The 18,019-nt window shown below is 49.0% G+C and carries 10 protein-coding genes; 5 read left to right on the top strand and 5 right to left on the bottom strand.

The genetic code is table 11. From position 1 onward, the window contains the following. Positions 1-259: 259 nt before the first annotated feature. The 3 genes from PCH02S_RS20980 (at position 260) to PCH02S_RS20990 (ending at position 6,863) form a co-directional block, all read left to right on the top strand. Complete coding sequence (locus tag PCH02S_RS20980) at positions 260-2,422, top strand: glycoside hydrolase family 3 N-terminal domain-containing protein (protein WP_127455910.1); 2,163 nt, start codon at positions 260-262, stop codon at positions 2,420-2,422. A 31-nt stretch (positions 2,423-2,453) separates the two neighbouring features. Next, complete coding sequence (locus PCH02S_RS20985; protein ID WP_127455979.1) at positions 2,454-5,798, top strand: GH36-type glycosyl hydrolase domain-containing protein; 3,345 nt, start codon at positions 2,454-2,456, stop codon at positions 5,796-5,798. A 99-nt stretch (positions 5,799-5,897) separates the two neighbouring features. Next, the gene (locus tag PCH02S_RS20990) at positions 5,898-6,863 is read left to right on the top strand and encodes a LacI family DNA-binding transcriptional regulator (RefSeq protein WP_127455911.1); all 966 of its coding nucleotides are present in this window, start codon (positions 5,898-5,900) and stop codon (positions 6,861-6,863) included. A gap of 135 nt (positions 6,864-6,998) precedes the next feature. Here the strand turns inward: PCH02S_RS20990 and PCH02S_RS20995 are convergent, their stop codons facing one another. Further along, positions 6,999-7,469: a GlcG/HbpS family heme-binding protein gene (locus tag PCH02S_RS20995; RefSeq protein WP_127455912.1), complete on the bottom strand. Its 471-nt coding sequence runs from the start codon at positions 7,467-7,469 to the stop codon at positions 6,999-7,001. Between the two features lie 114 nt (positions 7,470-7,583). Next, positions 7,584-8,375 (bottom strand): class D beta-lactamase, encoded by a 792-nt coding sequence (blaOXA, locus tag PCH02S_RS21000; RefSeq protein WP_164819663.1) that lies wholly within the window; start codon positions 8,373-8,375, stop codon positions 7,584-7,586. Between the two features lie 156 nt (positions 8,376-8,531). Here blaOXA and PCH02S_RS21005 point away from each other — a divergent pair, with 156 nt between their 5' ends. Next, positions 8,532-9,914 carry an aminotransferase-like domain-containing protein gene (locus PCH02S_RS21005; RefSeq protein ID WP_127455980.1) on the top strand — a complete coding sequence of 461 codons (1,383 nt, stop codon included), beginning with the start codon at positions 8,532-8,534 and terminating at the stop codon, positions 9,912-9,914. Positions 9,915-9,954: 40 nt separating this feature from the next. On the opposite strand, the gene PCH02S_RS21010 is transcribed toward PCH02S_RS21005, so the two are convergent. Continuing rightward, positions 9,955-11,325: a catalase gene (locus PCH02S_RS21010; RefSeq protein WP_127455981.1), complete on the bottom strand. Its 1,371-nt coding sequence runs from the start codon at positions 11,323-11,325 to the stop codon at positions 9,955-9,957. 425 nt (positions 11,326-11,750) lie between these two features. Between PCH02S_RS21010 and PCH02S_RS21015 the strand changes: the two genes are divergently transcribed. Then, positions 11,751-13,361: an extracellular solute-binding protein gene (locus tag PCH02S_RS21015; protein WP_127455914.1), complete on the top strand. Its 1,611-nt coding sequence runs from the start codon at positions 11,751-11,753 to the stop codon at positions 13,359-13,361. Between the two features lie 379 nt (positions 13,362-13,740). Here the strand turns inward: PCH02S_RS21015 and PCH02S_RS21020 are convergent, their stop codons facing one another. Further along, the gene (locus tag PCH02S_RS21020) at positions 13,741-15,021 is read right to left on the bottom strand and encodes a glycoside hydrolase family 125 protein (RefSeq protein WP_127455915.1); all 1,281 of its coding nucleotides are present in this window, start codon (positions 15,019-15,021) and stop codon (positions 13,741-13,743) included. 28 nt (positions 15,022-15,049) lie between these two features. Next, positions 15,050-17,806, bottom strand: a complete 2,757-nt coding sequence (locus PCH02S_RS21025) for an alpha-mannosidase (protein WP_127455916.1) — start codon at positions 17,804-17,806, stop codon at positions 15,050-15,052. Between the last annotated feature and the right edge of the window lie 213 nt (positions 17,807-18,019).

Here is an 18,019-nt window from a genome sequence, read left to right on the forward strand (position 1 = left end):
AAACGTTTCGATTTACTATAAAAAATAACTTATAATCTCTCATTTGGTCAATAGAAACGTTTCGATGTCATTATAAAACAACTTGATATCGTTTTCAACTAGTTATTTTTAAACAATAGAAACGTTTGTATTACTAAAAATAGTCTTTGTTAACAGGTTGACGTCAATTTTTATAGTGTTTATAATATAAATCGAAACGTTTCGATCTACTTGTATACTAGATTGAAATCAAATGTATGAGGCCAAAGGAGGCATCTTGATGACGGATCAACAATTAAATGCCCTGCTTAAGGAGCTCACTTTGGAAGAAAAAATATCCCAACTGCTGCAGTTGGCCGCTCCTTTCTTCGAGGGATCGGGGTCCGAGGGACAGATAACCGGCCCTATGGCTTCAATGGGTATTAACGATGACATTGTAAAAAATACAGGTTCCGTGCTCGGGTTGTCAGGCGCAATAGAAACGATCGGCGTACAAGAAGCTCATATGAAAAAGAACCGTTTGGGAATTCCGCTTCTTGTCATGGCGGATATTATCCACGGTTATAAAACGATATTCCCTGTTCCGCTGGCAATCGCATGTTCGTGGGATTTGGAAGCGGCTGAACAAAGCGCGGCAATCGCTGCGGCGGAAGCGTCCGCTGCCGGCGTTCATGTTACGTTCTCCCCTATGGTTGATTTGGTACGAGATCCCCGCTGGGGACGTGTTATGGAAACGACGGGAGAAGATCCTTACCTGAACGGTGAGTTTGCAAGGGCTTTTGTTCGCGGCTATCAAGGAAAAGACTTGAAGAATGATCTGACTCGTCTTGCTGCCTGCGTGAAACATTTTGCCGCTTATGGAGCAGGGGAAGGCGGCCGCGACTACAATACGGTCGACATGTCGGAACGCCAACTGCGGGAGTATTACCTGCCTGCTTACAAAGCGGCACTGGATGAAGGTGCAGAGCTTGTCATGACGGCGTTCAACACGGTAGATGGCATCCCTGCCGCAGGTAACAAGCGTTTAATGCGCGATTTGCTGCGCAAGGAATGGGGCTTTGACGGTGTCGTTATCTCCGATTGGGGCGCAGTGAAGGAAATGATCCCGCATGGCGTGGCTGCCGATGAAGCGGAAGCAGCCTGCAAAAGCCTGCTGGCGGGTGTCGATATTGAAATGATGACCACTTGTTATGAGGATCATTTGAAGCAGCTTGTGGAGCGCGGGGAAGTAGATGAAGCTTTGATCGACGAAGCTGTTCTTCGTATTCTAGAGCTGAAACAGAAGCTGGGATTGTTTGAGAATCCGTATCGAGGTGCTAATGTGGACCGCGAACGTGAAATTGTGATGAGCGCAGAGCACCGCCAGGCCGCGCGTGATTTGGCTGTAAAGTCCTGCGTGCTTTTGAAAAACGAGTCCGTACTTCCGCTTAAAAAGGAACAAAACATCGCGTTAATCGGTCCGTTTGCTCAAAACGGAGATATCCTTGGCCCATGGTCGTGGCTCGGTTCAAAAGCCGATGCCGTTCAGTTGTTTGACGGCTTGAAATCAAAAACGTCCCGCATCGTTACGACTCAAGGCAGCGACATTGAAAGCATGACGGAAGAGCAATTAGAGGAAGCAGTAAAAGCAGCGCGTGAAGCTGATGTGATCGTGCTGGCCCTCGGCGAGCACTCTGATATGAGCGGAGAAGCAGGCAGCCGGTCTAATATTCGCTTGCCGGATGCTCAACTGGAGCTGACGGCCAAGTTGAAAAGCCTCGGCAAGCCGATGGTGGCCGTGTTATTCAATGGCCGCCCGTTAGATCTTCACGGTGTGTACGATGTGGCAGATGCCGTGCTGGAAGCTTGGTACCCGGGAACGGAAGGCGGCGCGGCAATTGCGGACCTGCTGTACGGGGATAGCCAACCATCGGGAAGGCTCACGATGTCGTTTCCTTTTTCCGTTGGCCAAGTTCCCGTCTATTACAACAACTTCAACACCGGACGCCCGCAGGGAGCTCCTGATGCTCAGGTGCGTTATGTTTCTCAGTACCTGGACATTCCAAACGTGCCGCTTTATCCATTCGGCTACGGCTTGAGTTATACGACATTTGCTTATAGCGACGCTTCGATTTCATCAGATAAAATGGCTTTCGATCAGACGCTTAAGGTGACAGTGAAAGTTGAAAATACGGGAGATATCGCCGGAGAAGAAGTCGTTCAGCTCTATGTGCGCGATCTGGCTGGCGAAGTGGTTCGACCGTTAAAAGAGTTAAAAGGATTCCGCAAAATTAAGCTGCAGCCGGGCGAAGCTCAGGAAGTTGCGTTCATATTGACGGAGGAGCAGCTTCGCTACCATCATTCCGACTTGTCCTATACAAGCGATGCCGGGGAGTTCGCTGTTTTCGTTGGTCCCAATAGCCGGGATGTTTTACAGGCACTTTCATTTCGATTAACAAAGTAAAAAGTAAGCAAGTGGAAAGCGAGTGAACAACATGGCAGCTGCCGAACTGGCGGATTTTCAACTGAAGTCGGGCAATTTGCAATTTTCCTTCCTTAGCAGCGGGGATATTCGCGAAGTGATGTATAAGAACATAATGATTAACCAATGGGTTGCCAATCCCGTTGATGGATCTCTAAATAACCTGTATTTACGCGTACATTCGGCGAATGGTATCAAAATTGTACCGCTAATGGGGGCTCGCTCGGTTAGCAAGGTACAGTACTCGGCATCCAAAGTTTCTTGGCAAGGTTTCGCTGAAGGACTCCATTACGAATTAACTTTTCATCTGACACCTTATGACATGTGGTTCTGGGAAGTCCAGGTGAAGGGGGAAGACGCGGAAGTTGATGTCATATACGGTCAAGATGTTGGCCTCGCTGACAAAGGTGCCGTACGCAGCAACGAAGCTTATTTATCCCAATATATCGACCACGCGGTTTTTGAAAATGGTACAAACGGATATGCCGTCTGCTCCCGTCAAAATATGCCGCAACATGGGGCATTCCCCTACTTGCAGCAAGGCGGTTTAACCAAGGTAGCAGGCTACTCGACCGATGGTTTCCAATTCTACGGTTTATCATATAAGGAAACTAACGTACCTGAAGCGTTGATCCAAAGCAGTCTGGCGAACGAAGTGTACCAGTATGAATTTGCGTTTACAGCGCTGCAATCCGAAGGTGTGAAGGTGAACGGTACGGCGCGTTTTGTATTCTACGGCTTGTTCAAACCTGATCATCCGGAGACACTTCAAGGACTGGAATATCAGTCTGAAATCACGCGTGCATGGGAAGAAGCTGGTGCTCAAAGCCGCATATTCAACCAGCAGCTCGATAAGGTGGCTTTATTCGGTCATATAGGTGAACCGCTGACCACTTTGTCAATGAACCAAGCTGAGATCGAACGTTATTTCCCGAACAGACGCCAGGAAGAGTTTGAGGGGGAGAGGCTGCTAGCCTTTTTTACAGAAACCCATGAACACGTCATTCTGAAGGAAAAAGAGCTGCTCGTAGAGCGCCCGCACGGCCATATCCTCATGTCTGGCGATAATGCTCGCCTGAAGGAAGACGTCATGACGACCACTTCGTACATGTACGGCATCTTCAATTCGCAGGTGGTAGTAGGCAACACGTCGTTCAACAAAATGCTCACAAATGCACGGAATGCCTTGAATGTGATGAAAACTTCAGGACAACGCATGTATGTGGAGATTCAAGGCCAATACCGTCTTCTCACGATGCCGTCCATGTTTGAACTTGGTTTCAACTATGCGCGCTGGTATTACAAAATGGCGGACGATACGCTTGTTATCACGAATCTGACCACCGTTGATACGCCGGAAATCCATCTGCAAGTTCGTTCCGAAAGCGGAAACAAGTATCGTTTCCTCGTAACGAATCAGATTACGATGAACAACAATGAATATGAATCGCCGTTCAGCTGCAAGCAAGAAGGGCAAACGTTGTCTTTCTACGCGTCTCCGGGGTCCGACAGCGCGAAGGTTTGGCCGCATCTATGTTACCGGGTGCGCGTTGCCGGAGCGGATATGCAAGTTGGAAATGAAACGCTGATTGCGCAAAATGTTCAACCCCTTGCCGCTTCTACGGTCGTCATGGAGCTTGGTGCCAGCAGCGAATGGAGCCTAACCATTCAGGGGCTTCTGCGGGATGAAGATCTGCCATTCACAGAAGTCAATGCCACTACTGAGATTGCGCGTTATCGGGACTTTTTTGCCAGCGTGATGAACGGGTTCCATCTGTCGCAAAACGGAGGAGCCGCTGATAGCTTGGAGAAAGTCAATACGCTTGCCTGGTGGTATACGCACAATATGCTGGTCCACTACTCCGTCCCTCATGGTTTGGAACAGTATGGGGGCGCTGCTTGGGGAACACGCGATGTGTGCCAAGGACCGGCCGAATACTTCCTGGCTACGCAAAAATATGGTGAAGTGCGCGATATTCTCAAAACCGTCTATGCCCATCAGTACGAAGACGACGGCAACTGGCCGCAGTGGTTTATGTTCGACCGCTATGCGGCGATTCAGCAGGAAGAAAGCCACGGCGATATCATCGTGTGGCCGCTGAAAGTATTAAGTGATTATTTGGCGGCTACCAAAGATTTCAGTATTTTACAGGAGAAAGTTCCATATACGAAGCGGCATGTGTTCGAGTTTACGGAAGAACCAGCAACGTTATTAGATCATGCGAAAAAAGAAATTGATTATATCAAGCATCACTTCCTTCATGGCACTCATCTTTCTTCTTATGGCGATGGCGATTGGGATGACACGCTCCAGCCTGCCAATGCCCAGCTAAAGAAATATATGGTCAGCAGCTGGACGGTTGCTTTGACCTATCAGGTGTTCAATCAATTGTCCGCGGCGCTTCTCGATGCCGATGAACAGATGGCGGCTGAGCTAAGGGATTTGGCAGCTGGCGTTCAGGCTGATTTCAATAAATATATGCTGGGAACGGACGTCATCCCGGGCTTCTTGTATATGGAGGAGCCAGGCAAAGCGGAACTGATGCTGCATCCAACGGATAACAAGACGGGGATTCAATATCGTTTGCTCCCGATGACGCGCAGTATGATCGGTGAGCTTTTAACCGAAGAACAGGCTAATTCGCATTACAATCTTATTAAAAAAGAGCTGTACTATCCGGACGGTGTCCGCTTGATGAACCGCCCTGCCAACTATGTCGGCGGTATCAGCACGAACTTCAAACGGGCTGAGCAGGCGGCCAACTTCGGCCGGGAGATCGGTCTGCAGTACGTGCACGCTCACATCCGTTTCGTCGAAGCCATGGCCAAATTGGGCAAAGCCGATGAAGCCTGGAAGGGACTCGAAATGATTAATCCGGTCGGCATCCGAGGTGTTGTGCCGAATGCGGAACTGCGTCAAAGCAATACCTACTTCAGCAGCTCGGACGGGAAGTTCAACACGCGTTACGATGCTCAAGAGCGTTTCGGGGAATTGAAGGAAGGCTCCGTTCCAGTCAAAGGCGGATGGAGAATTTATTCCAGCGGTCCGGGAATTTATATGAACCAGCTCATCTCTAACGTCCTCGGTATTCGTATGGAAGGCAGCGATCTTGTCCTGGATCCTGTGCTTCCGCAAGAATTAGACGGGCTGCAGTTTGATTTTCAAGCAGCAGGACGTCCGGTGACGTTCATCTATCACTTGGAAAATCGTTCCGCTAGTTATGTGACGGTTAACCAGAAAGCAGTGACTGCCGAAGCAACCGCCAACCGTTATCGCCAAGGTGGCCTCCGCATCAGCGCGCAGGATCTTCACACGCTTTTAAATGAAGAAACAAATGTGATTGATGTGTATTTGTAAGAAAAATCGGCGATCTTAAGGATCGCCTTTTTCCTTTTAAAAAGTGCTTTATGATATAGTAAGAAGAAAACGAAAGTGTAGATGTTAGGAGCGGTTTTTGTGATCAGCATTAAAGATGTTGCCAAAAAAGCGGGCGTTTCAATCTCGACCGTATCCTATGCGCTCAACGGAAACCCCAAAGTGACGGAGGAAACGAGTGCAAGGATTTTGAAGATAGCCAGCGAGCTGAACTATGTTCCGAATGCCGCGGCAAGAACGTTGAAGAAACGGGTCTCCAAAATCATCGGCGTTTATTTGACGGATTTTAGCGGAGCATTTTACGGGGAAATCTTGCAGGGGATGAAAGAGGTATTGAATAAACGAGGTTATGATCTGATTGTCTGCAGCGGCTCCTACTCTCACCGTTTGCTGCCGCAGCGTATGATTGACGGGGCCGTTGTCTTGGACCACTCGTTCGCAAGCGAAGAATTGCTGCAATTAGCGGACCGCGGACATAAATTGGTTGTGCTGGACCGTGAATTGAACCATCCGAACATCAATCATGTTCTTCTGGACAATAAAGCGGGAGCTACCTTGGCTGTTGAGTATTTGATCGAAAGAGGCCACCGGAAACTGTATGTCGTAACGGGACCGAAGGATTCCTACGACTCCAGACAGCGGCTGCAGGCAACGAAACAATCCATTGAGCGGAATTCCGATCTGATTTATGTGGAAATCGAGGGGAATTTCAATAAGGATTCCGGGGAACGAGCCGCCGAGCAAATTATGCGGGAATACCAAGAACCGGTTGCCGTTTTTTGCCTGAACGATGAAATGGCGATTGGTATGTACAATACGTTGATGAAAACGGATTTCCGGATTGGCGAACACATCCACATCATCGGTTTCGACAACATCGAGCTGACACAATACACGCAGCCGCGCCTCGCGACGATTGATTACTCCAAACGCAAGTGGGGTGCTTTGGCATCCGAGCAGCTGATTAAGCTGATTGGGGAAGAAAAAGTGGAGCATGAGCGGGTATATGTGAGTCTAGTTAAGGGCGAGTCGGTTGGAAAAGGATGAGTCGAGCTTGTTTTCCATATGCAATGAAACAACAGCGGCTTTCTAGGACTTTTTCGAGTCTTGGTCTGCCGCTGTTTGGTTTTTATGGTGAGGAATAGTATTACAAATTTATAAATAAATACATTTTATATGCATCTATCGGTAAGATTGATTGGAGCCTATACGGGCGCTGGCCGTCCAAGGGTCTCTAGCACCATGCATGCTGTTAAAAGCATTTACAGCAGCAGTCGCTACTTCAATATCTTGAGCGCTTGTGCCTCCGCTTACACCGATGCCGCCGATGACTTTGTCGTTATGGATGAGAGGTATGCCTCCACCCAGAATGGTCACTCTACCATGATTGGTCGTGTTGATCCCGAACGAAGGCGAGCCTGGGAGTGCTGATTGCGCAAGGTTGGCTGTCGGCATTTGCATGGCAACGCTAGTCCAAGCTTTCCCTTGCGAGATTTCGATCCCGGCAATTCGCGCGCCGTCCATACGATGGAAAGCGATCAGGTTCGCGCCTTCATCCACAATCGCGATATCGCTGTTCAGCCCCATTTGCCGGGCCTTCTGTTCGGCGACTTCCAATAAATATTTAGCCGTTTCTAACGTAAGTTTGTGCATCACATTCACTCCTCGGAATTTGGATACTCCGATATTGTATGGTCATTCCCCCAGAGGGGTGAATTCGATCATAGGAGGTCCCAATTCGTGATATGATGAGAAGTAGCGTGAGTCTCATAAAATATGCAATTGCTTGAGACATTCGAGGGTAATCGTCTTAGCGGTCGAACCACTGCTATCCACGTTGGTGGCGAATACCCATGAGGTTTTATCCGTCTCCACATAGCCGATATACCATCCGAGGCCCATATCGGAAAGCCTTGTCCCTGTTTTGCCATGAACGGTGTATGCGTCCTGTTCGTTATCGATCATAATGCGTTTGACCGTTTTCATCGTTTGCTCATGGAACGGCAGCGTTTCTTCCACGAGATTCTCTATGAATTGAACTTGCTCTTGTGCGGAGATCGTTAAGCTGCTATTCAACCAGAACTTATCGATGCCGCCACTAATATCTTGATTACCATACCCAATTCGATTGAGATTGCTTTGCATCCGTTCAGCGCCAATGTCCCGAGCCATCGCTTGGTAATACCAGATAGCGGAATTTCGCAAAGCGGAAGCTAACGTATGATCGCGATTCCAGACATCGAATTCCCGAACGATCCCGTCCCAGCGTTTGACTTCGTACTCATCCTCTACGGCATGTTCTTCCAAACCGATGAGTGCATTAGGAACTTTGAATGAGGATTCCGGTGTGAAACGCTGGGTGCTCCTCGGGAGATTATAGGTATACATGTTATCCGTTTTCAAATTTTTGATCACGATTGTACCTGTTATTCCATGGAATAGCTCTTCTACATGAAGATCCTTGTTGCCGGGCTTGGCGCTAGCCGAACTCGCGTTATTGGCGAAAGAGCCTGTACTTGTAAAAAGCAGGGCAATAAGCAGTAGAACGAAAACCTTCATTTTATTCATTTTTTTCATCACGCTTCACTCCTCTTTGGTTTGAAATGGAAAAAATTCACTTTCTTCACGTTGAGTATACGAGGAATGGCATGAATTTTACATGGTAGTATTCTTGAATTGTACCCTTACAGTTGGGAAGAAGAGGGGATGAACCCTATGCTATATGAAGAGATTGTGGATCAGATGATGAAGCTCATCGAAGAAGGGACTTTGAAGCCGGGAAACAGGCTGCCTTCTATTCGTGCTTTAACGCAGGAATTCGCATGCAGTAAAAATACGGTTATGAAAGCTTATGGCGAGTTAGAGAAGAGGCATATCATCTATTCGGTGCCCCAGAGCGGCTATTACGTCGTGGAGGGTTATCGAAGACGGGAAACGTTGGAGGGAGTTCACGGAACAATTGACTTTCTTTCGGCTGGACCTGATCGGCATGCGATGCCTTATCGGGATTTTCAACACTGTATCAATCAGGCTATTGAACGCTACAAAGAAGAGATGTTCACGTACTCGGACATTCAAGGGCTTGGATCGCTTCGCGTCCAGCTGGCCAAGCATTTACAAGAGCTTCAGGTGTTCACAGTGCCTGATAAGATTTATGTCGTTTCCGGTTCGCAGCAAGCTCTGCATCTGCTTCTATCCCTGCCTTTTCCGAATGGCAAACGCCATATCTGTCTCGAGCAGCCCACGCACGCCGGGTTTATTGAATCTATACGTCAGCATGGAAGCGAGACTTATGGCATAGAAGTAGGAAACGAGGGAATCGATCTAACGCGGTTGGAGCAGCTTTTCAAACGTAACGATATCAAGTTGTTCTACACAGTGTCCAGATTTCACAATCCGACCGGCTACAGCCATACGAATGAAACAAAGCGAAAAATCGTCGAATTAGCGCAGCGATATGATGTGTATATCATTGAGGATGACTATATGGGCGACCTGGACTCAAATGCCAAGGCTGATCCGATGTTTGCCTACGATCCTTCCGGCAGAGTGATTTATGTCAAAAGCTTCTCGAAAGTGATGCTGCCCGGCCTCCGACTTGGCTTAGCCGTACTCCCTGATGCCTTGCGGGAAGATTATCTGCGAGCTAAGTTCGCCGCAGACGTACATACGCCTATGCTGACGCAAGGCGCGCTTGAGATTTACCTTCAAAGCGGAATGTTCAGTGCCCACATTGAACGTATGAGGAAACTGTATAGCAAAAAGGCTGCGCTTTTGCAGCAAGCTTTCCAAAAGTGGCTGCCTGCTGTCACCACCTACTCGGGTTCCTTATCCGGCTTCTATTCCACTATTGAGTTGCCGGTGCCGATGAAAGCGAAGCAGCTTCAGGAATACCTGAAGCATCAGCATGTTTTAGTGGATCATGCAGAGCGCATGTATCTTCCTGATTTCGTCAAAGATAATGTGATTCGCCTCAGTATTTCTCAAGTGGATGAGGACTTGATTGAGCGAGGCGTTCAGATGATTGCAAAAGGGATAACTGAGCTGCTCAGCAGGCGGACGGAAGTGAAATTTGTGAGTGGAGATAAAAAAAGATGACCCCTATGCCCTATAGGAATCATCTATGCTTGGTTGTTAATTATCCTTGTTCATGCTGGTGAACGGCTCGAGCTACCCGCTCTCCCAGTTCGGTAGAGGCATTGTAGAGATAGTTCAGAACAATATTTTGCGTATTCTGGGATATGCCGGACAGATCGCCAGAGAGATTAGCAACCAAGTGATCTTGCTGCACTGGAGAGAGAGAGTAATAATATTGGCCCGCTTGCGTAAAATCATCCTGCTTCGGGATGTCCGATCGCACGAGATGGCCTTCTACGTATCTCCCATTCCCACTGGTTACCAAAGAATCAGGGGACCAGTTGGCCTGGTGGTTAATAGGAACCTTACGGAAATCCGGCCCCATTCGCCGGCGCTGAGAATCCCAGTAAATATTGTTGCGTCCTTGCAGCAGCTTGTCGTCTGACATTTCGGCACCTTCCAATAAATTGGCGGGTGAAAAAGCTATTTTCTCCACTTGCTCCATGTAGTTATCCGGATTACGGTTCAGCACAAGCCGGCCAACTGGCTGCAGCGGATATTGCCGTTCATCCCAAACTTTGGTATCATCCAATGGATCAAATGGAAGAGCCGTTTCATCCGAAGGGTTCATCAGCTGTACGTAAAGTCCGTATTCAACCGTCTTTCCCGCTGCTAAATGATCGTATAAATCTTTGCCTGCGAAATCCGGGTTCTCCGCTGCAAGCTGAGTGGCTTCGCGACTGTCTATGTACTGCACGCCGGCAAAAGGAACCCAATGATATTTGACATACGTACGGGCCCCTGCTGCATTCTTCCAAACATAAGTGTTAACACTGTGTCCAGGGGCGTGACGGAAACTTTTAAGCGTACCGGCGTCGGAATAGAGCCAGAGAAGAAAATGCGTGGACTCCGGCGTTCTCGCTATGAAGCTCCATAACCGCTCGGGATCGACGAGATTATTGACCGGTGATGGTAAAAAGGCTTTAATAAACTCTGGAAACCGCATGGCGTCCCGAACCGCAAAAACGGGGATGTGATTGCAGAGGAGATCAAAAACACCTTTTTCCGTATAAAACTTGGTGGAGAAGCCACGCACATTGCGGGAAGTGTCCGGGGTACCCTTGTTGCTGACAGCAAACGAGAACCTTACCGTGACCGGGACCTGCTGACCTGATCTTTGAAGAAAACAAAGCTGAGTGTATGCCGCCATGGAATGGATGGTCTGAAAGTATCCGAAAGCGCCGTATCCTTTGACGTGCACAGGCCTTTCAAGAATCTTTTCATGGATAAAAGTTTCCAATGTTTCATGCAGAACGCTGTCTTGTTCCAGTACGGGACCTCGGTCACCAACAGTTTGCGAATGATGGGCGGCCGGTTTGACAGTTGACCATTGTGTAGGGGAATGACCATGAAGCTGCTGATCATTTATCATAGGCTGCGATGGCAGGACGGAAGGTCTTCGGGGAAATTCTTTATTATCTTTCATCATTGTACCTCCTGTATCAAACCGTCAATTCTCCCTGATCTCTTATTATTTATGTTAAGCATCCCTACACTTATGACAATACTTTATGGACGAAATCGCTTACGTAGACGGAGAATGATCTTTGACAATTGTAATTAAAAAGTTACAATGTGTATGTTTTGCTCTGGCTAAAAGGTTTACAAAAATCACATATTCGGCAGTAGGCTTAATGGGGGAACCGGATTTGTACAAACCATCCTGACCTGGATCAGGGGGGATAGAAGGTCTTTGACAGCACAAAATCGACATATTTACTAAAACGTCTGCAAAGTTTAATCTTCAATTTGTAAGCGCTAGCAGCTTTCACAGATGACCATAAGGGAGGACATGCAATGTTGAAGAGAAAGAAGCAAGTCGTGGCGTCCGCACTCGTGTTAGCGGTATCACTGTCCGTATTGAGCGGCTGCGCAACTAAAAAAGAGAATGAAAGCGCCGCAAACGGAAGTGCAGGCTCGAAGGCAAGCTCAGTGAATAAAGAAGGGTATCCGATCGTGAAGAATCCGCTGACTTTATCGATCATGGCTCCGGATATGGGGATTCAGAACTGGAAGGATATGCCGGTTATGCAAGAGATGGAGAAGCTTACGGGCATCAAAATCGATTACCGGAATGCTCCTCGTGACAGTTTTGACACGAAGAAAAACCTTGTTTTTGCAAGTGGCGATTACCCGGACATTTTCTTCGCGTCGAAGCTGACACAAGCGGAAGAGTTGAACTACGGAAGCCAGGGCATCTTGATTCCGTTGGAGAAGCTGATCGATGAGTACGCTCCGAACATTAAGAAAGTGCTGGCTGATAAACCGGATATTCGGAAGTCCATCACAGCACCGGACGGACATATTTATTCGCTTCCACGCATCGAACCGTTCCAGCCATGGTACCGAAATCCGATGTGGTACAACGGCAAGATGCTGAAGGAGCTCAATGTGACGAAGCTGCCGGAGACGACGGATGAGCTGTATGATTTGCTGAAGCGCGCCAGAGATGAAGATCCGAACAAAAACGGCAAAAAGGATGAGATTCCGTTGTCCTCTTCCTCGGGCATTAAGCTGAGAGATATCCGTACGTGGCTTCTTGGCGCATTTGGAGCCTATGAGGAAGAATTGTACGTGGATGATAAAGGAAAAGTTCACTATACACCGGCTGAAGACGCTTATAAAGGCTACGTAACGTACCTCAACAAGCTCTGGGCCGACAATCTGCTGGATCACGAATCCTTCTCACAGACGGATGACCAGAAGAAAGCGAAGATTAAAAACGATCAGGTGCTGCTGTTCTCCGACTGGCATGCTTACATGTCCCATGGCGGGAAGCCTAACACCGAGGACGTTATGTTCAGCCCGGTTCGCAGTGACAAGGTAAGCGCTCCGGCCATCGCGAGCAACAAAGGTTTCTCGACTGGCACGTTTGCGATCTCCAAATCCAATAAATCTCCGGAAGCGTCAATTCGTTGGGTAGACTATATGTACTCACCGGAAGGCCAAATGTTGTTCAACAAAGGGCCAGAGGGCATTTTGTGGAAATATACAGACAGCACTAAGAGCAAAATTGAGTACCTGCCAGTACCGAATGGTGAAGATAGAGAGACTTATCGTTCCAAGATTACACCTAACTTCGGTATCGCTTCACCAATGGTTGTACCCGATGAGCCTGTGAAGGACGACTTCGCGAAATGGGTGGAAAATGAGTCCAAAACCAAACTGCTGGACCGTGGCGCACGCGTACCGTTCCCGGCATTATACTTGACGGAAGCGGAATCTGGCGAAGTTGCGGCACTGCGCTCCGATCTTACAACTTATGTTGCGCAGATGGAAGCGAAGTTTACCACTGGACAAGAATCGCTGGACGGTTGGGACAAGTATGTACAAACCCTGAAGAAAATGGGGTCGGACCGATTCCAAGAGATTTATCAAAAAGCGTATGATCGCTGGAAAAACAGCTAGTGAATGACTGAACGAATAGAAGCGGGCGTTGAGGTGAAATTGACCTTTACGCCTTTTTTGCGTGAACCTTTAAATTCTGATGGGCGAGTTCTCCTGTTTGAATGAAAGAAAGAAACTATGAGCCGTTATTTTCCTGAAAAAACAGTATTTCCATCTGGGATGGGAACTACGGGGCGCTATTTTGGCGATTTCACTTGATAAAATGGCGTAGAGGCGAATAGGAGGCGGTAGAGAGCCCGGAGGCGGCCGATGTATGTAGTAGTAGGGGCTTAGAAGCATCAGGGGCAACACGAGGCTATAGGGAGGCTTGTGAACACATTCAGCGCAACCAAAAAGCTCCCCGCAGCCGGTAAAGGCTAACGGGGAGCTTTTTGCGCAGCTAGACGAGTCCTTCGTCCATAGCTTTGCAAATCAGGGAAGCGAACAGACTGTTGGACCAAGCGAACCATGGTCTTGAGAAATTGGAAGGATCATCCGGATGGAATCCTTCGTGCATGTAGCCTGTGTCTGCATCCGTATTAATCAGCGTCTGGATAAGTTCCTTGATCTCGTCGACATTGTTGGAAGTCAATGCTTGCACAGACAAGGCCATATGCCAGACGTAGCCGCCCGGCGTATGCGGGCTGCCGATGCCTTTGGCGTATTTGCCTTCGAAATAATACGGATTATCGAAGCTTAGCGCGAACTTGCGCGTATTCTGGTAGATCGGATCGTCGATGCCGGTGTAACCGATGTAAGGGATGGTGATCAAGCCGGGTGTCCCTGCATCGTCCATCAGGCAGTAGTTGCCGTAACCGTCTGTTTCGTAGGCGTAAATTTTGCCGTATTTCGGATGGTCGACGATGCCGTAGGTTTGGATGCCGAAGTCGATCTCCTTCCGCAGTTTCTCTGCGCGTGCAGCTAAGCGCGTATCGTTGTAAATATCTGCAGCGATTTCGATGATGTGGCCGAGAATCACGACGGCAAACATGTTGCCCGGAATATTGTAGCCGTACAGGTTGGCATCGTCGCTCGGACGGAAAGCGGACCAGGTCATGCCGGTGTAGTTGGACGGAAGACCGCGCCCGTTATTTTGGAGCGTTTCTGTATGCTGCTTTGTTTGGCGCGTAAAATGATACAGTGACTTTTGATCATGATGCTGTTCGGTAATCATCAAGTTCACGATGGACGTCAACGCCTGGTAAACCGAATGTGTGAAAACTTCAGTAATCCCCGTTTCTTTCCAGTAAGAATACAAAAGCTGTACAGGGAAGCAGAGAGAGTCGATCTCATACTTCCGCTCCCACATCCACGGGTTCAGGTCGCAATCGTCCGTGTCACGATAGTGCTTGTCACTTGCAGTTTCATTAAAAGCATTGGTGTAAGGATCAATGTTAATGTAGAACATTTGTCGCGCAATGAGACCGCCGATGATGCGTTGCAGATCTTTATCCTGCTTGGCGAAAGGAATGTAATGGCGAACCTGCTCCGTGGAGTCGCGCAGCCACATGGCGGGAATATCGCCGGTAAAAACGAAGGTGGTGCCATCGTCAAGAAGTTTGGTCGTTGTTTCCAGCGTGTTCGGGAAGCAGTTTCTGAACAGCTTTTGCAGCTTCGGATTGTGTGCCAGCTTAAGATCGGCTTCGTTCAGAAATTCGGTAATGGAAGCGGGTAAATTCATGATGAATATTCCTCCTGTGGAATTAAGTTTAAGATTGTTTGTGCTGAAACGCATAGGTAATAATTTCACACTTGCCTGCTGTAGTGCGGATGAACCCGTCGACGAGCTCGGCCGAATAGTGACGGCGCTCGAGAATGTCACTCTGGTAGGCCGAAGTGACCGGGAAGGAAGGCTTCAGCGTCAGCTGATCGGCCTCGTGGGCGAGATTGTACAGTCGGACGATGACATCGTCATGGTCCAGTGACATCTTGAATGCCGACAAAGCGAGGGAGGAGCCACTCCATTCCAACGCTTGATAACTAGTCGGCAGTGTGCCTTGCTGTTGTCCCATCGCAGTCGTGTGGAACCACGGCGATTGGAACTGGTACGCCGAGGCGAATGCGCCGGATTGGATCGCGTTGCCCTTATGCGGATAAATCGCAATTTCGACCGTATGATCGCCAAGACATTGGGCTTCCGGCGTCGGGAAAACGCCCCAATCGCCCAACTCGGACACACTGCGGAGCAAGGTGACGGCAATGGTGTTCTTGCCGTCACGCAAGACCTCGTATTCGTTCAGCCCTTTATTCGCGATCGTCAGGCCTTGTGTGCCATCCGATACGCTGATGAAAGCCTGTTGATGCTGGGCGTTGCTCGGATTGATCCACTCCTTGGCCGGCACTGTATCGCGTTCAGCAGCTTCATAAATCGAATCGGCCAAATGCGTCGACGCTGTCAGTCCGGTAGGGAACAGCACTCGGAGGCGGTGGTCCTTGGCTTGGTTATTGTAGGAAGCCGATACCTGAACGCCTTTCCCGGACAGCTCGAGGCTGATACGAGTGATCAGCTCGAAGGGCACTAGCTCGCTTGAGCGCGAAGCCGTACGCTTGCGGAAAGGAACCATTTTCCGCTTTTCTTCTTCGAACAGCTCCGAAGCGGAAGCCGGGATGAGCCAAGTATGCTTGATCTCATAGGTCACTCGATAAGGCTCATTTTCTACCAGCTTCACTTGAGCCGGCAAACCTTTGGTAGTCAAAGCAATATCTCCGTCGGGTTGACGGAAAACGTACTCGTTCCCGAGATCGCCGCAGTTTTCATATACGCCTATGCCTTCGTAGGTGAAACCTGTCTCTTTGTCGGTAATATCGTAAGAGCCGTCTGCGTGAATGCTAACCGATATATGCGCATTAGTCATGCCTGAATCCGTCGCGATTAGCGGACTGCTTGCTGCCTCTGCTTGCACGATAGGATCGCTAACCCACGCCCACGTTTTGAAGCCCAACGCCGGAACCTGCTGCGCTTCGAAAGTCAGCGCGATTCTGCGCGCCATATAAGGCTGACGGAATTTATCCTTCGGCAATTCGTAGCCGAAGTGCACGCCCAGATCCTCCGCCTTGACTGAAATAGCTTGGCCTTGGTCGTCCAGAAGCACGCCATTGTCCAAGTTCAATGGCAGTTGGGCCAGTCTCTCCGCAATGGCCGGCGGGTTCGGGCCTTCCTTGAAGTAGGATTTGGCGACGATCAGTTCAATACGAACAGTGCCTGTACGTTCCCAGCCAGTCATGTTGTAGATCGTGACAGGCAGGCTGTCTTTCGGCCAGGAAGCTACACTGGCTGTATCGATTTGTACTGCCAACACCTGCAAGCTTTCGTCGATGATGGTCTCGGTCAAGTACCTGCTCTTGTCGAAGCGCGTGATCATCTCCCGATGAACCTCGTCCACGCTGCATCCACAGATGCTGTCATGCGGATGGTTCTGCATCAGCGTCTTCCATGCATGGGTGAGCAGCTGGTGCGGGTAAGCTTTGCCAGCCGCCAGATGAGCTAGCGTCGCCAGAGGCTCAGCGCCCTTCTCAAGCAGCGTCTGTCCAAGCTGGTTCAGCTGCTTGAGATAGACACGGGCGGATGCGGTATTGACCAGCGTGCCCCAGCCGTCGGTATGCTGGCTGCGCAGCTCGCCTTGGATGGTCACCATGTCATCGGGCAGCTGCTTTTTGAGCGCATCGATATACTGCTCGAAGCTAGAGTGAATGAAATCCACATCAGGGTAGAGTGCTTTGGCCGTGTCGATAGCTTCGCTAAGATCGCGTTGGATGGGCTGATGGTCACAGCCGTTCATGAACAGCAGCTCCGATGTAGACGCGTACTTCTGTGCATCGCCCAGTCGCTTGTCCCAGAACGCCTTGGCTGCTTCGGCTTCGACCGGAACCTCATTGCCATTGCTGTACCAGTTGGCGAACAGGACTCCGATAACTTTGGAGCCGTCCGGAGCCGACCAATACATCTCCGAATAGGGAGATTCATAACCGGAGCCGTGCGCGTCGATGACAACATTGTCGAAGCCGGTTGGTTTTACACCGCGTCCGAACACAGCTGTATCAATGTCCGCTTGTTTGAGCAATTGTGGCGCTTGGCCCATGTTGCCAAAGGAATCAGGAAAGTAGCCCAGCTTGGAGATGACGCCGTATTTGGCTGCATCCTGATGTCCGATCAGCAAATTCCGCACATTCGCTTCCGAACTGGTCAGGAATTCATCCTGCAGGACATACCAAGGACCAATAATGATGCGGCCGGCTTTGATGTAGGCTTCCAATTGCTCTCTTTTTTCAGGATGTACCTGCAGATAGTCTTCGATAATAATCGTTTGTCCGTCCAGATGGAAATAACGGTACTCAGGGTCACGCTCCAGCGTGTCCAGCAGATCGTTCATCAGTTCGGTCAATAGATAGTGATGGCGCTCGTACGGCATATACCACTCTCGATCCCAGTGACTGTGTGAGATCAGATGAGCTGATTTTTTAGTCATAGAATGAAAACCCTCCTTTTATAAAGTAAAAATGGTGACCAAAATTCAGTGATTTTTATTTTACTTCGTAGACAGATTCACACAGATCTTCGGGAATGACAATATGTATGATTTGCTCATGATAATTCCTTGCCTATCAAGGCATAGAGGCGCTGAAGAATGACAATGCAGATTTCACATATTTACGAAAACCCGCGGTTTTTCTACACTTTA

Origin of the sequence: Paenibacillus chondroitinus NBRC 15376, from assembly GCF_004000765.1 — a bacterium.
GTDB lineage: Bacteria > Bacillota > Bacilli > Paenibacillales > NBRC-103111 > Paenibacillus_E > Paenibacillus_E chondroitinus.

Coding starts and splice junctions, on each gene's coding strand:
- PCH02S_RS20980 (WP_127455910.1), top strand. CDS start 260: ATGACGGATCAACAATTAAATGCCCTGCTTAAGGAGCTCACTTTGGAA.
- PCH02S_RS20985 (WP_127455979.1), top strand. CDS start 2,454: ATGGCAGCTGCCGAACTGGCGGATTTTCAACTGAAGTCGGGCAATTTG.
- PCH02S_RS20995 (WP_127455912.1), bottom strand. CDS start 7,469: ATGCACAAACTTACGTTAGAAACGGCTAAATATTTATTGGAAGTCGCC.
- blaOXA (WP_164819663.1), bottom strand. CDS start 8,375: ATGAAGGTTTTCGTTCTACTGCTTATTGCCCTGCTTTTTACAAGTACA.
- PCH02S_RS21005 (WP_127455980.1), top strand. CDS start 8,532: ATGCTATATGAAGAGATTGTGGATCAGATGATGAAGCTCATCGAAGAA.
- PCH02S_RS21010 (WP_127455981.1), bottom strand. CDS start 11,325: ATGATAAATGATCAGCAGCTTCATGGTCATTCCCCTACACAATGGTCA.
- PCH02S_RS21015 (WP_127455914.1), top strand. CDS start 11,751: ATGTTGAAGAGAAAGAAGCAAGTCGTGGCGTCCGCACTCGTGTTAGCG.
- PCH02S_RS21020 (WP_127455915.1), bottom strand. CDS start 15,021: ATGAATTTACCCGCTTCCATTACCGAATTTCTGAACGAAGCCGATCTT.
- PCH02S_RS21025 (WP_127455916.1), bottom strand. CDS start 17,806: ATGACTAAAAAATCAGCTCATCTGATCTCACACAGTCACTGGGATCGA.